The sequence below is a fragment of the Desulfacinum infernum DSM 9756 genome, from assembly GCF_900129305.1.
GTDB classification, from domain to species: domain Bacteria; phylum Desulfobacterota; class Syntrophobacteria; order Syntrophobacterales; family DSM-9756; genus Desulfacinum; species Desulfacinum infernum.
This window is the reverse complement of record NZ_FQVB01000005.1, coordinates 21,983-35,298: the sequence shown is the minus strand read 5'-3', so window position 1 is coordinate 35,298 and position 13,316 is coordinate 21,983. Positions and strand designations below refer to the sequence as shown.

Below are 13,316 nucleotides of genomic sequence, written 5' to 3'. Positions count from 1 at the left end.
TTAGTCGCCCGGCGGAACCGCGGGATACTCTGATTCACTGAAGGGAAAAGGGATCGAGGTGAAGGTTCCCCGGCTGAGAAGCTCTTCCAGTTCGCGGGTCTTGGCGGGCAGGCTCGCCTTTTTGAAAAGCTGCAGCCGGCGCGGACCGTTCTTGTAGTAATCCACCAGGAATTCGGCGAGATCCCGGGAAAAGACGGGGATATCCTTGACGCCCCACGCACTCGCCTGGGCCTTGAAAAGGGTCTTGTATCCCAGGGCAAAGGCGAGCGATTTTTCCAGGTGGGGCCGCGATCCCAGGTGGTGCCAAAGGCGCTCCCATTGTTCTTCCAGCCAACCCATCACACCTTGTTGGCCGATGCGCTTCCACGCTTCATGGCCGCGGCCCAGGACCAGATCCACTTCCCCATGCCGCGTCCGGGCCCAGGAAAAGGGGCTGCAGAGAAACGAGCACCACTCGTTCCAGAACCAGTCATGGCTCAAGGCCAGTTGGGGTTCGTAGGAGCGGGCCGGAAGGGAAAGCCTCACGAGACGGCCGCGGCGAGTTCCCGTCTCGTCCACGATCCATCCCCGGCCGTCCATTTCCAAGCGGGGGAAGGCAAAGGACTTTTCCGACGCCCCGAGAGTGAGTCGACGCAAAAGGCGGCTCTGCCCGGTGGTGCTGAGAAAACGGCCGAGATGCGGCTGGTGGGAGTCCCGGTCGCGGGAGTCGACCAGAGCCTCCCGTTCCGCTTCGTCCAGCAGGCAGAAACGCGATGGAAGAGACAAATCCATGGAACACTCCTGTGCCGTGGGGTCAACGGTAAAGCTCGGCCATTTTCCGGCATTCACGGGCCGCTTCCCGGCGCAGCCATTCCGGCTCGAGGATCTCCGCATCACCTCCCCAGCTCATGGCCCACCAGAGCACCTCTCGGGGGGCGGCCACTTCCGCACAGAAAATCAGGGAGCCGTCCCTTTGGGGTTGCACTTGCTGAGACGGATGCCACAAGATCTCTTCGATATAAGGGCGGGCCCTGGGGCTGAACCTCACCCGAACGGTTTGCGTCTCTTCCGAGGTGAAAACGGAAAAGGCGTTTCGGGAACGGCGCCCGAAATCATAGTCCTCTTGCGGTCGAAAAAGAATGCCGGTGGCGGCGATGCGCCGGATGCGGTGGACCCGGAAGGTGCGCAGTGCCTTGCGGGTGGGACAATAGCCTTCCACGTACAAGGCGCGGCCCCGGTAAAAGAAGAAATAAGGGTCCAGTTCATAGCAGGCCGGCTCGGACGCGCCGGGCTTGAGGTAGTCGATGCGGATGCGTCGGCGCCGTACCACGGCTTCCTGCAGGCGGTCCACGATGTGGGGCCGGCAGCCGAAGCCTTCCCGGAGCACCAGGTCGTCGAAGACGGTCGAAGCAAAGCGGGCGCTGTCCCCGTCCAGCCCCGCAATCAGTTTTTTCGCGGCCTTCAGGGCGTGATGCCCGATATAGAAATCCCCCGAGGAAGACAACTGCCGGACGGCAAGCACCAGCAGGATCCGTTCGCTCACGCTCAGATCCTGCACCGGCAGGAAGGCGTCCCGGTCGACCACGAAGCGCCCGGCGCCTCGGTCGTAGTGGAAGGAGAAGCCGAGTCCGGCGAGGATCTTCCGATCCTTATAGAACAGGGCCTTGCTGATGCCCAATTTGTCGATCAGTGCCTTCAGGGGTTGGCCGGGCTGGCTCTTGACCTCCACAAGAATTTGGAGCAACCGTTGTATACGTCTTTGATAGGAAAATGCCATCCAACGCCTCCATGTGATGCACAACCAGTAGCAAAAGGCCTCGACTCTCCGCAACTCCTTTTCCCACCCGGGTCTACCCCGGTGTAGACTCTCCGTGTTTTCGCCCGTGGGATCTCTCCAATGGGGGTGCGGCCCGTGGGTTGGATGGAAGGGTGAGGTGAGCTTCAACCAATAGACGGAGGAGCGTGTGGTCATGGTCCAAAAAGCAAGCGCAACCGAGGCAATGACGGGAACGGGGGAATATTTACAGACGACGTCGATCCTGGACTGGGACCATCCGCGGGTGCTCACGTTTGCCCGGGAAGCGGTGGGCGCTGCGGCGGATCCCGTGGAAAAGGCCGTTCGACTCTATGGGGCCGTGAGGGATCGGATCCGCTACGACCCCTATTCGCCCTTCCACCGGGCAGAACACTACCGGGCGAGCGAAGTCCTGCGGCGTGGACGAAGCTTTTGCATCCCCAAGGCGGCGCTTCTTTGCGCCGCGGCCCGGTCCCAGGGCATTCCCGCCCGGATCGGGTTCGCCACCGTAAAAAACCACCTGGCCACCCGCCAGCTCCTGGACTACCTGGGATCCAACGTCTTCGTCTACCACGGCTACACGGACCTTTTTCTGGACGGCCGGTGGGTCAAGGCCACTCCGGCCTTCCACAAGGAACTGTGCGAGCGGCACGGAACCGATCCGCTGGACTTCGACGGCCGAAGCGACTCGCTCCTTCACCCCTACGACAAGAGCCGCCGGAAGTTCATGGAATATCTGGAATATCACGGTTTTTACGCGGATGTGCCGGTCCAAACCATCGTGGATGCGTGGAAGGCCGCCTACGGGGCGGAAAGGGTGCAGGGCTGGATCGACGCGCTGGAAAAGGCCGACGCCGCATCCCGGCGGATCTTCGAAGACGAAGACGTGGTGGGCCGATCCCCGGCGGGCGCGATGCAGCAGGTTGGAATCTGTGGGACTCAAAGCCCCAGATAGGCCGTCTTCACGTGGGGGTCGTTCAAAAGATCGGCGGCGGGCCCTTCCAAGACGATCCGGCCGTGTTCCAGCACATAGCCGCGGTGGCTCAGGCTCAGGGAATGCTTTACGTCCTGTTCCACGAGAAGCACGGTGGTGCCCGCTTGGGCGATCTTTTTGAGAGTATCGAAGATGGACTTCACCAGGATGGGGGCCAGGCCCAGGGACGGCTCGTCGAGCATGAGCAGCCTGGGCTTGGCCATGAGGCCCCGTCCGATGGCCACCATCTGCTGTTCTCCTCCCGAAAGGGTCAGGGCCATCTGGGCTTCCCGCTCCTTCAGCCTGGGGAAGAGCTCGTAGACCTCCCCCAGGGTCCGGTCCTTCACGGCGTCCGCCCGCCGGTTGTAGGCCCCGACGATCAGGTTGTCCTTGACGGACATGAGGGAAAAGAGGCGGCGTCCCTCCGGGACATGGACGATGCCCTCTTCCACGATCTCTTCCGGAGGCGCCCGGTGCAGCGCCCGCCCCTGAAAGAGGATCTCCCCCGAGCGGGGCGGCACCAGCCCGGACAGGGCCTTGAGCAGGGTGGACTTTCCCGCGCCGTTTCCGCCGATGATGCTCACCACCTCGCCTTCGTCCACGTGCATGGAAAGATCGAAGATCACCTGCACGTCGCCGTAGAACACATCCAGATGCTTAACTTCCAGAAACGACATACTCTTCTCCCAGATAGGCCTTGATCACCCGCTCGTCCGAAGCCACTTCCTGCGGGGTTCCCTCGGCGATCTTCTTTCCGAAATGGAGCACGGCGACCCGATCGGACAACGCCATGATGGCGCGCATGATGTGTTCGATGACGAAGATCGTGATCCCCTGGTCCCGCAGCCGGCGGATGATCTCCACCATCTGATCCACCTCGGCAGGGCGCAGGCCCGCCATGACCTCGTCCAGCAGCAGGAGCTTGGGGCGGGTGGCCAGGGCGCGCGCGATTTCCAGGCGTTTCCGGTCGGCGATGGTCAAGTCCCCGGCGCGCATGTGGGCCTTGCCGGCAAAATGGAGAAATTCGAGGACTTCCAGGGCCCGCCGGCGCGCCTCCCGGGTGCTGTTGGTGTGGAGGAAGCTTCCCACCATGACGTTGTAGAGCACCGTCTTGGAAGCGAACGGCTTGACGATCTGAAAGGTTCGGGCCAGCCCCTTCTTGCAGAGGTTCCAGGGCTTTTGACCGTTGATGACCTCGCCGTTGAAGCGGATCTCGCCTCGGGTCGGCGCATAGACCCCCGCGATGCAGTTGAAGGCGGTGGATTTTCCCGCCCCGTTGGGTCCGATGAGGCCGAAGATCCGGCCCGCCTCGATGGAGAGATGGACCCCTTGCAGGGCCGTCAGGCCCCCGAAGTCCTTTCCCAGCTCTTTCACTTCCAGGATGTTCATGTTCCCAATTCCTTCGTTTGCCCGGGTGCCAGTCGATCCAACAAGCGGTTGTAGGCGCGGGTGAGCGGTTCCTGGAGGCCGCGCGGCTGAAAGATCATGACCAGGATGAGCACCACGCCGAAGATGACCAGGTGCAGGCCCGGCAGGGTGTCTCCGAAGTAGATCCGGGAAAAGTCGCTCACGGGCCGAAGCAGCAGGGCCCCCAGCACCGGGCCGGCGATGGAGCCGCGCCCTCCGATGAGGGCGATGAAAGCGATCTCGAAGGACAAATCCAGGGAAATGACGCTCTTGGGGTGGATGTAGAGGGTAAACTGGGCGTAGAAGGCGCCCGCCAGAGCCGTGAGAAAAGAGCTCATGGCCATGGCCGTCAGCTTGGACCGGGCCACGTTGACCCCCAGCGCCATGGCCGCGTCCGGTTCCTCGCCGCCCGCATTGAGATAATAGCCCAGCTTGGACCGGGCGATGACCCATGTGAGGGCCAGCACGGCCAGGAGCATGAGCAGGATGATGTAGTAGTAAGGCTCCTTGGAGGCGAACACGAGGTTGCCCAGGCCCAACTTCAGGGGCGGAATCTGCAGGCCCCGCGGGCCGTTCAGGACGAACGGGCCGAGCCGGTCGATGTTTTCCACCATGACCCGGATCCCTTCGGCAAAGGCGAGGGTGGCCAGGGCGAAATAGGCGCCGCGCATCTTGAAGGTGGGCAGCCCGATGAGCACCCCCACGAAACTCGCCAGAACGCCTCCCACCAGCATCCCGATCCAGGGGCTGATCCCGTACTGCAGGTAGAGGATCGTGGAGGTGTAGGCGCCGATGCCCACGAAGGCCGCATGTCCCAGGGGCAGCACCCCGGCGAATCCGCCCACCAGGTTCCAGCTGGTGGTGAGGTAGGCGTAGAAGTAGAGAAGGACCAGGATGTGAAGATAAGTGGCGCTGCGCACCACCAGGGGCAGTCCGAAGGCCAGGATCAGGACGATCGCGGCCGCCATCTTGTTGTAGTGTCGCCTAGTCATGTGCCGTCCGATTCCGTTCCAGGGGATTTACCAGTCGTAGCGCACACCGAAGAGCCCCGAGGGCTTGACGAAGAGAACCAGCAAAAAGAGGCCGTAAACGATGGCTTCCGTCCAGGTGGCGGTCATGAACTGGGGACCCACCGATTCGATGAGCCCGATGATGATGCCGCCCAGCAAGGCGCCTCCAATGCTCCCCAGCCCTCCCAGCACCACGATGATGAACCCCTTGATGTCGAACAAAACGCCCACCGTGGGAAACACGTTGTAGAAGGGGACCAGGGTCACGGCGGCGATGCCGGCCGTGGCCGTGCCGATCCCGAAGGCGATGTTGTAGACCTTGTATTGGTTGATGCCCATGAGGCTCGCGGCCTGGCGATCCAGACTGGTGGCCCGAACGGCCCGCCCCAGCCGGGTCTTTTGGAAAAAGAGGTAGAGTCCCGATGCGGTGAGAACGGCGGCCGCGAACCCCCACAGCTTGGGCACCGAGATGAGCATCTGCCCGATTTCCAGCATCCGGCCCCGCAAGGGATTGTCCTGCAGGGTGCGGTACTGGGGGCCGAAGAGGAGCAGGGTGAGGTTGTCCAGGATGTACCAGACGCCCGTGGTGACGATGATCACCGTGATGGGCTCGCGCACGTCCTGTTCGGCCTTGAAGATCGGCTTGATGACGATGTCCTGAAGGTAGTAGCCGAAGACGAACATGGCCGGGGCCACGATCACCAGGGCCAGATAGGGGTGCCAGCCGGTCAGGGCCACCGTCCAGTAGGCCGCGTACATGCTCACCATGAGCAGGCTGCCGTGGGCGAAGTTGATCACCTTGAGCACGCCGAAGATGACCGTGAGGCCCAGGGCTGTGAGGCCGTAGATGGAGCCCATGAGAATGCCGTTGATGGCGTCTTCGATCAAAAAGAGCATGGCGGAATCTCTCGCTGCCTGGAGACTTGGAAGGGAGCGTCTTTCCGTTCCTGTGGTGGTAGGGGCGGTTCGCGAACCGCCCCTACCACCAACGTTCCCCATTGATGCAGGACCGCGTCAAGCGGGAGCTTATCCTTGTGTTCTTGCGCCGCCCGAATGGATACAAGAGCGGACCGGTCAACGGCCTGCTGGGGGAGCGCCGGGAGGCGCGATAAACAGCTCGGCTTTCGCCGCTCCCGCAAGGCCAAGAGGCCTTCCGCTTTTCATCGCGCGGGCATGGGGAAAACCGGGGTGTAGCCGGCGCGGCGCGCGCCCTTGGGCCAGACCGTGATGCGCTCCAGGCCCTGGCCCAGGTCATTGATCTGGACCATGACCAGGGAGGCGTGCTCGTTCTGCCCCGTCTCGTCGAATTCAACGGCGTCATAGCCCACGATCATGCCGGGACCGCTGCGGTAGTTGGTTGCCGCCAGGGCCTCCCGGATCTTGGCCGGATCCAGGGACCCGGCGCGTTCCAGGGCGTCCGCCAGCACGTACATGGCGAGATAAGCGTCCACCGCCTCTCCCGTCAGGTTCTGTCCGTACTTGGCCTTGTATTTGGCATTGGCTTCTTGGGCGCCGGGCTTGTTGATGTCCGTTTCCCATTCCACGATGTCGAAAAGATACCGCGCGTTTTCACCGGCGGCCTTGAGAAAGGAGGGGTCCGCATGGCCGCCGCCGCTGGTGATGACGGCCTTGAGGTTCACCTTGTATTCGGCCAGGGTGTTGGTGAGCAGGATGGCGTCCGCCGCATTGGAAACCAGCATCAGCACATCCGGGCGGGCCCGCCGGATCTTCTGCACAACGGGGCTCAGGTCCGTGGCCGTGGACGGATAGGGTTCGTCCAGCACCACTTCGTAGCCCTGTTCGGCGGCCAGCTTCTTCCACTGCTCGGCGAATCCCTTACCCCAGTCGCCGTTTTCGTAGACGAAGGCCAGTTTGCTCACCTTGGTGCCGAACTCCTCCTGCAGGTCCTTGAGGAAGGCGAACTGGTCCCGGGTCCACCAGCTGTCCTTGGCCGCGATGCGGAACACATTCTTGAAGCCCTGCTCCGTGATCTTATCCGCCACGGATACCGGAACGATGAAGGGGATGCCGTAGCGCTCGGCCACTGCCGTCACGGGGTAGGTGACCGCCGAGTTCCAGCATCCCGTAAGCACGTGGACCTTTTCGGTGTTGATGAGCCGCTCGGCTTCCGCCACTCCCTTTTCCGGTTTGGATTCGGAGTCGGCGTAGAGCATCACCAGCTTGGCGCCGCCCAGGGACTGGATGCCTCCCGCCGCGTTGATCTCCTCCACCGCCATTTCCCGGGCCTGCTTGCCCTGGAGTCCCACGGACGCGGACGGGCCGGAAAGGGGGATGATGTTGCCCACCTTCACCACCACGTCCTGGGCCTGGACGGGAACGGCGGGGCCCCAGGCCATCAGGGTGCCCAGGGTCAGGACCAGGGCCAGTTGGAACCACAGGTTTGTTCGGGTGCGAGCCTTCATGGCGACCTCCTGGTTGGGGTTGTGACGATTCGGTTCTTTTCTTCCGACGGGGAAGGCGTCAGCAGCCTTCCGCCGCAAACGCTTGCCCGGTTCAGCCTTCCAGGGCGAGAAAGCCCTCTTCCAGGATCTGAAGCCCGCGATCCAGGAGTTCATCCTCGATCACCAGCGGCATGAGCAGCCGGATCACGTTGCCGAAGGTGCCGCAGCTCAGCAGCACCAGGCCCCGATCGAAGCAGTAGTCGGTGAGCCGCTTGGCGGCGTCCGGCGCCGGCTCCTTGGTCTCCCGGTCCTTCACCAGCTCCAGCGCCAGCATAGGACCCAGACCCCGGACTTCCCCGATGCATTGGAACCGCCCGTGCATCTCGTCCAGACGACGGCGAAGCTTCTCGCCCAACCTTCGGGCTCGGTCGAGCAGGTCCTCGGTTTCGATCACGTCGAAGACCGCCAGGGCGGCGGCGCAGGCCACCGGGTTCCCACCGTAGGTTCCGCCGAGGCCCCCGGGATGGACGCTGTCCATGATCTCTTTTTTCCCCACCACGGCGCCCAGGGGCATGCCCGCCGCGAGACTCTTGGCGACCGTGGTGATGTCCGCCTCCACGTTCCAGTGTTCCATGGCGAAGAGGGTGCCCGTCCGTCCCATGCCGGTCTGGATTTCGTCGGCGATGAAAAGCACCCCGAATTCTTCACAAATGGCCTTGAGCTTGGGAAAGTATTCGGGCGGCGGCGTGATGAATCCACCCTCGCCCTGGATGGGTTCCACGATGAGGGCGGCGGTATTTTCGGCGGCCACGTGGGTGAGGAAAAACTCCCGCAGGGAGTCCGCGCACGCCGTCTCACACTGCGGGTAGCGAAGCTGGAACGGGCAGCGATAGCAGTAGGCGAAGGGCATGCGGTAGACTTCCGGAGCAAACGGTCCGAAACCCAACTTGTAGGGCTTGATCTTGCTGGTCAGGCTCATGGTGAGCAGCGTGCGGCCGTGGAAGGCGTTTTCGAAGGCGATCACCGCCTGGCGCTTGCTGTGATAGCGCGCCACCTTGACCGCGTTTTCCACGGCTTCGGCTCCACTGTTGACGAAAACGGCGGACTTGGGAAAGCGGCCGGGGACGGCCTGGGCCAACTTCTCGGCCAAGAGCACGGCCGGTTCGTAGGGCAGCACCATGAAGCAGGTGTGGGTGAGCTTTTGGGCCTGCTCCTGGATGGCGGCCACCACCTTCGGGTGGCTGTGTCCCACGTTCATGACGGCGATGCCGCCGGCGAAGTCGATGTATTCCCGGCCTTCCACATCGTAGAGGCGGGCGCCCGCGCCGCGCTCGATGTAGCACGGGCGCAGGCTGGCATAGGCCGACGTGACCACCCGGCTGCGGCGGGCGTGGAGATCCTGGTTTTTTGAAGGCGTGTTCATGGAACGGTCCTTCCGTGTGGGTTGTGGGGGGCGGTAATGCGAGCACGGTCCCGGTGTCCGGAGATTGCTATAGGCAAGGGACGGGCCAACACCGCGCTCGATGTCTGATTCCAGACGGCTGCCCGGGCCGGCTCTTGGCCCGTGATTCCAAAAGGCATCAAAAAGCCCCACAAGATCCTGTAAAGACTAAGTAAACAAGGGGATGCAGAGAGGCATCAAAGTCAAGGGTCCAATATTACGGGCATTTACCGGAAACGGTCACGTCGGGCGATGCAGGGGCGCATCAGCGGAACCGAAGGCCGTAACGCTGCATCTTTCGGACTGCCGTGGGCTGGCTGATGCCCAGTTCGGCGGCCAACTCCCGGGTGTTGCGGCATCGGGCCATGGCCTCCCGGATCAACCGGCGCTCCGTTCGCTGCAGCTCGTGGGCAAGGCGGATGCGACCGCCGGGTGCTTGCCCGGCTTCCGCCGCCGCGGGTTCCAGGATCGCGCGCAGAAAGTCGTCCAGAACCTCGCCTTCTGCCATGACCACGGCTCGCTTCAGGATGTTTTTGAGCTCCCGCACGTTGCCGGCAAAGGGATGGCGGAGCAGCAGCTGGAGGCCGCTGCCCGAAAGGCGCTTGTTCATGTCGTATTGCTCATTGTAGCGGGAAAGGAAGTGGCGGGCCAGCTCCAGGATGTCGTCGCGGCGCTCCCTCAGAGGCGGTATCTTCAGACTGAAGGTGTTCAGCCGATAGAAGAGATCCTGCCGGAATCGGCGCCGCCGCACCTGTTCCTCCAGGTCCTGGTTGGTGGCGGCGATGACCAGGCAATCGATGGTCTTGGGCCGGGTGGCGCCCAGCCGCAGGATCTCGTGGTCGTCCAGACACTTGAGGAGCTTGGCCTGCAGCGGCAGGGGCAGGTCTCCGACCTCGTCCAGAAAGAGGGTGCCGCCGTGGGCCAGTTCGAAAAGCCCCGCCTTGCCCTGTTCCCGGGCACCGGTGAAGGCGCCGCGCTCGTAGCCGAACAGTTCCGCTTCCAGGAGATGTTCGGGAAGGGCCGCGCAGTTGATCTGAATGAAGGGATGACGCGCCCGATCGCTGCTCTGGTGGATGAATTTGGCCAGCAGGCCCTTTCCCGTCCCGGATTGGCCCAAAATCAGGATGTTGGACGCTTCCAGCCGCGCCAGCTTGAGGGCCGCCCTCAGGATCTGTTGCATGGAAGGACTTTCGGCCACGATCCCATGGCGCTTGAGTTCCAGCATGCTCAGTTCTACCAGCTCATCCTTCATCTTGCGTACGGCCATGTGGCTTTGTTCCAGCTCCCGGCGCATGGCGTTCAGGTCCGTCATGTCGCGCTCATTGACCACCACCAGGTGGATGCGTCCGTCGTCGTCGAAAGCCGGAGTGCCGGTGGCTAGTAGGTAGCGGCCGGTGCGCTGGACGTACTGCATGAGGCTCACCTGTCCGCGGTTCTTGAGGACTTCCAGCGTCACGGACCGATCGAAGAGGCCGTCGGCCACCAGTTGGGAGACGTTTCTTCCCACCACCTCCCGGGCCCGGATGCCGTTGAGCCGTTCCGAGGCCTCATTGATGCTGATGACGGTCCCGCGGCCGTCGCAGACCCAGATGCCGTCGGAAGACGCCTTGAAGATCGTCTCCAGCTGGCGGTTCAAGCGTTTGTAGGATCGGAGCTTCTTGGCCATGTTTTCAAAGGCGCCCAGTTCCTGGAAGGTGCAAACGGCCCCCAGGAGATCGCCGTTTTTCCGGATGAGGGTGATGCTCAACACCAGGTCCACCTTTTTCCCGATGATCTGGTGGCCCAGCTTGGGCCGGCCTGTTTGGAGGCATTCCATGACCTGAGGGCCGGTAAGGGGCAGTACGTCGGAAATGAAACGCCCCAGATGCTGACCCGCTTGCAACTCCAGGATCTTTTCGGCCTCCCGGTTCAGGTGGAGGAGCATCCCCCGGGCGTCGGTGACCAAGATGCCGTTGCTGGTGGCGTGGACGATGTCCTCGAACGTGATGTGGTTATCCATGAGATAAGGATCCTGGCCAAAAGCTGTACCCCAATACTCACACCCTTGTCGGTTCTCCGGCCTGATGCCAGTCTAAACCATGCCACCCGAGCGTACAACCGGAGCATCCACGTTCCCATTCGCAAAAATAAGCAGGTATTCAGGGAGCCGCGCCGCTCCTTGGTTGGTTTATGGCAAGGCGGGGTGGTGATCCCAACCTTTTTGGGTTGAAGGGGCGACGTGGCAGCTGGGTGGGCGCGTATGACACCTTGAGAAGAAGGTGCCAGGATGAAGCGTCCGGGATCCTGTCCGAGACTAGGCCCCATTTCGCGTCTCAACAGAATGCCTCCGGGCGGGCATGAGGCAGGGAAGGGGTGTGTGTGAGCGGCGAAAGCCGCGAAAGGGGCGGCCGGTCATTCCGTGACGGTGCGGCCGCTCCCGGCTCATCGCGCCTCGCGGCGCTCCCACAGGACGGACATCGCCTTGGCTCAGGTTCATTCATCCAAGCGGCATGGCGGGCTTCCCCCGGACCGTCGGAGGACGAAAAACCGAGACGGTGTGAATTGCTCGCTTTTTCATGCGAACAGCGGACACTCGACGAGGTTCCCCGCGGGGCTGAAGCCCCGGGGAAAGGGGCCATCATAACCCCATGAAGTAACAGGCCGAATCCGATGGCCGATCCGACGGTCAGTGGATTCCTCCGCAGCCTTAAAGGGCTGCGCTACGAGAAAAGTGGTCCTCCCCAGGGTTTTGAGACAGGCTCCTGGAAGCGCTTGACTGATGGACCTTTTCGGGGGACAACGGGAGAAACAGACCGTTCGACGCGGATTGGGCGGACGGAAATCTCACGGGAACGGAGGAAGGGGATCCATGAAAACCACCGGGCGGAATGACCCGTGCCCCTGCGGCAGCGGGAAAAAATACAAGAAATGTTGCCTCAATAAGACCGCGGGGCCTTCCTTGGAGTTGTATTACGAAAGATTGTCGAGGGCTTACGACAACCTGGTGGACCGCCTCATGTCCTACGGCAAGGGGGTGTTCGGTCCAGAGGCCGTGGCGGTCGCCATGGACGAATTTCTGGTGTGGCCGGAGACGGAAGAAGACGTTGACGAGGTCGATTATAAAAGGCTTTTCCCCACCTTTGTGCCCTGGTTTCTTTTCAACTGGGAATATGACCCGTTGGAAACGGAAATCGAGTTGCCAGGCCCCCAAGGGCGGACCGTGGCGGAACTCTACGCTGAGCACCGCGCCCTGCGACTGGATACCCTGGAAAGGCTTCTGATCGAGGCCGTCAATCGCAAGCCGTTTTCCTTTTACGATGTGGTGAGCGTCGACAAAGGAAAGGCCGTGCAACTGAAGGACCTTTTCACCGGCAAAGCCGTCCACGTGTTGGAAAGATCCGCCTCGCAGGTGCTCCAACCCGGAGACGTGATCTTCGGCAATGCGGCGACCGTGGACGGCGTGGGGATGTTGATCGCCGCGGGCATGACCTTCTTTCCTCCGGACCGAAAGCCGGCGATTATCGAGCTCAGGAAGCGGCTTCAAAGCGGCAACCGCGTCATCGATGACGAAGTGCTGCATGACTGGGATGCGGAGATCCGCCAGCTCTATTTCGACCTGGAAAGGGAAATGATGGCGGGGCCCATGCTGTGCAATACCGACGGACACCGGTTGGAATTTCACCGCCTGATCTACGAGATCCCATCCGCCGAGAAGGCCTTCGAAAAGCTCCACGACCTCTGCCATAGCCGGACGCGGGAAGAGCTGGAGGAGGATGCGGACCGGGACGAGTCGGGCCGAGTGATCGGTCTGGAGTTTCCCTGGGATCGTTTGGAATTCAAAGGGGTTCGAGGCGTGCCCAACACGGTTCTAGGCCGCATCCGCCTCGACGACCGCCGGCTGATCGCCGAGGTGAACTCGGCGGAACGGGCCGAAATGCTTCGCCGCGAGATCGACCGCCGCCTGGGTCCCAATGCCCGATTCATGGCGGACGAGATCCAGTCCCTCAAGGCTTTGCTCCATAAGGAGTCGGCCGGTCCGTCGTCCGAGGACGCGTCTCGGAAACACAAGGAAGTGATGGAACAACACCCCGAGGCCCGGGCGCTTATCGAGGAGATGCTCTGCACGCACTGGGAACACTGGATCGATGAACCCATTCCGGCCCTGCACGGTAAGACGCCCCGGGAGGCGGTTCGGACCGCCGATGGCCGGGAAGCCGTGGAGGCCCTCCTTCAGAACGTCGAGCGGTCTCCGGGGGCGGATCCCTTCACCGCGGAGCTGAACCGCCGGGAGGCCCGGAGGGTGAGGAGGTTGCTGGGGCTGAGTCCATGA

General features: G+C 62.5%; 11 protein-coding genes. 2 read left to right on the top strand and 9 right to left on the bottom strand.

Features of this window, described 5'->3' with window-relative positions; translation table 11 throughout:
• Both BUB04_RS02265 and BUB04_RS02260 read right to left on the bottom strand, forming a co-directional pair.
• Positions 1-771, bottom strand: a complete 771-nt coding sequence (locus BUB04_RS02265) for a hypothetical protein (protein ID WP_073036572.1) — start codon at positions 769-771, stop codon at positions 1-3.
• Positions 772-793: 22 nt separating this feature from the next.
• Positions 794-1,756 (bottom strand): helix-turn-helix transcriptional regulator, encoded by a 963-nt coding sequence (locus BUB04_RS02260; protein ID WP_073036570.1) that lies wholly within the window; start codon positions 1,754-1,756, stop codon positions 794-796.
• A gap of 193 nt (positions 1,757-1,949) precedes the next feature.
• Between BUB04_RS02260 and BUB04_RS02255 the strand changes: the two genes are divergently transcribed.
• Positions 1,950-2,729 carry a transglutaminase-like domain-containing protein gene (locus BUB04_RS02255; RefSeq protein ID WP_245795102.1) on the top strand — a complete coding sequence of 260 codons (780 nt, stop codon included), beginning with the start codon at positions 1,950-1,952 and terminating at the stop codon, positions 2,727-2,729.
• Here the strand turns inward: BUB04_RS02255 and BUB04_RS02250 are convergent.
• The 7 genes from BUB04_RS02250 to BUB04_RS02220 form a co-directional block, all read right to left on the bottom strand.
• Positions 2,714-3,424: an ABC transporter ATP-binding protein gene (locus BUB04_RS02250; protein ID WP_073036568.1), complete on the bottom strand. Its 711-nt coding sequence runs from the start codon at positions 3,422-3,424 to the stop codon at positions 2,714-2,716. The two genes, BUB04_RS02255 and BUB04_RS02250, sit on opposite strands and share 16 nt — an antisense overlap.
• Positions 3,405-4,136, bottom strand: a complete 732-nt coding sequence (locus tag BUB04_RS02245; RefSeq protein WP_073036566.1) for an ABC transporter ATP-binding protein — start codon at positions 4,134-4,136, stop codon at positions 3,405-3,407. The genes BUB04_RS02250 and BUB04_RS02245 overlap by 20 nt, the downstream gene beginning before the upstream one ends.
• Positions 4,133-5,146 carry a branched-chain amino acid ABC transporter permease gene (locus tag BUB04_RS02240; RefSeq protein WP_073036565.1) on the bottom strand — a complete coding sequence of 338 codons (1,014 nt, stop codon included), beginning with the start codon at positions 5,144-5,146 and terminating at the stop codon, positions 4,133-4,135. Before BUB04_RS02240 ends, BUB04_RS02245 begins: the two co-directional genes overlap by 4 nt.
• A gap of 27 nt (positions 5,147-5,173) precedes the next feature.
• Positions 5,174-6,061 carry a branched-chain amino acid ABC transporter permease gene (locus BUB04_RS02235; protein WP_073036563.1) on the bottom strand — a complete coding sequence of 296 codons (888 nt, stop codon included), beginning with the start codon at positions 6,059-6,061 and terminating at the stop codon, positions 5,174-5,176.
• Positions 6,062-6,324: 263 nt separating this feature from the next.
• The gene (locus BUB04_RS02230) at positions 6,325-7,521 is read right to left on the bottom strand and encodes an ABC transporter substrate-binding protein (RefSeq protein ID WP_178371889.1); all 1,197 of its coding nucleotides are present in this window, start codon (positions 7,519-7,521) and stop codon (positions 6,325-6,327) included.
• Between the two features lie 157 nt (positions 7,522-7,678).
• The gene (gene gabT / locus BUB04_RS02225; protein WP_073036559.1) at positions 7,679-8,989 is read right to left on the bottom strand and encodes a 4-aminobutyrate--2-oxoglutarate transaminase; all 1,311 of its coding nucleotides are present in this window, start codon (positions 8,987-8,989) and stop codon (positions 7,679-7,681) included.
• Between the two features lie 283 nt (positions 8,990-9,272).
• The gene (locus BUB04_RS02220; protein WP_073036557.1) at positions 9,273-11,006 is read right to left on the bottom strand and encodes a sigma 54-interacting transcriptional regulator; all 1,734 of its coding nucleotides are present in this window, start codon (positions 11,004-11,006) and stop codon (positions 9,273-9,275) included.
• An 849-nt stretch (positions 11,007-11,855) separates the two neighbouring features.
• Between BUB04_RS02220 and BUB04_RS19560 the strand changes: the two genes are divergently transcribed.
• Complete coding sequence (locus tag BUB04_RS19560; RefSeq protein WP_073036555.1) at positions 11,856-13,316, top strand: SEC-C metal-binding domain-containing protein; 1,461 nt, start codon at positions 11,856-11,858, stop codon at positions 13,314-13,316.

Coding starts and splice junctions, on each gene's coding strand:
- BUB04_RS02265 (WP_073036572.1), bottom strand. CDS start 771: ATGGATTTGTCTCTTCCATCGCGTTTCTGCCTGCTGGACGAAGCGGAA.
- BUB04_RS02260 (WP_073036570.1), bottom strand. CDS start 1,756: ATGGCATTTTCCTATCAAAGACGTATACAACGGTTGCTCCAAATTCTT.
- BUB04_RS02255 (WP_245795102.1), top strand. CDS start 1,950: ATGGTCCAAAAAGCAAGCGCAACCGAGGCAATGACGGGAACGGGGGAA.
- BUB04_RS02250 (WP_073036568.1), bottom strand. CDS start 3,424: ATGTCGTTTCTGGAAGTTAAGCATCTGGATGTGTTCTACGGCGACGTG.
- BUB04_RS02245 (WP_073036566.1), bottom strand. CDS start 4,136: ATGAACATCCTGGAAGTGAAAGAGCTGGGAAAGGACTTCGGGGGCCTG.
- BUB04_RS02240 (WP_073036565.1), bottom strand. CDS start 5,146: ATGACTAGGCGACACTACAACAAGATGGCGGCCGCGATCGTCCTGATC.
- BUB04_RS02235 (WP_073036563.1), bottom strand. CDS start 6,061: ATGCTCTTTTTGATCGAAGACGCCATCAACGGCATTCTCATGGGCTCC.
- BUB04_RS02230 (WP_178371889.1), bottom strand. CDS start 7,521: ATGGCCTGGGGCCCCGCCGTTCCCGTCCAGGCCCAGGACGTGGTGGTG.
- gabT (WP_073036559.1), bottom strand. CDS start 8,989: ATGAACACGCCTTCAAAAAACCAGGATCTCCACGCCCGCCGCAGCCGG.
- BUB04_RS02220 (WP_073036557.1), bottom strand. CDS start 11,006: ATGGATAACCACATCACGTTCGAGGACATCGTCCACGCCACCAGCAAC.
- BUB04_RS19560 (WP_073036555.1), top strand. CDS start 11,856: ATGAAAACCACCGGGCGGAATGACCCGTGCCCCTGCGGCAGCGGGAAA.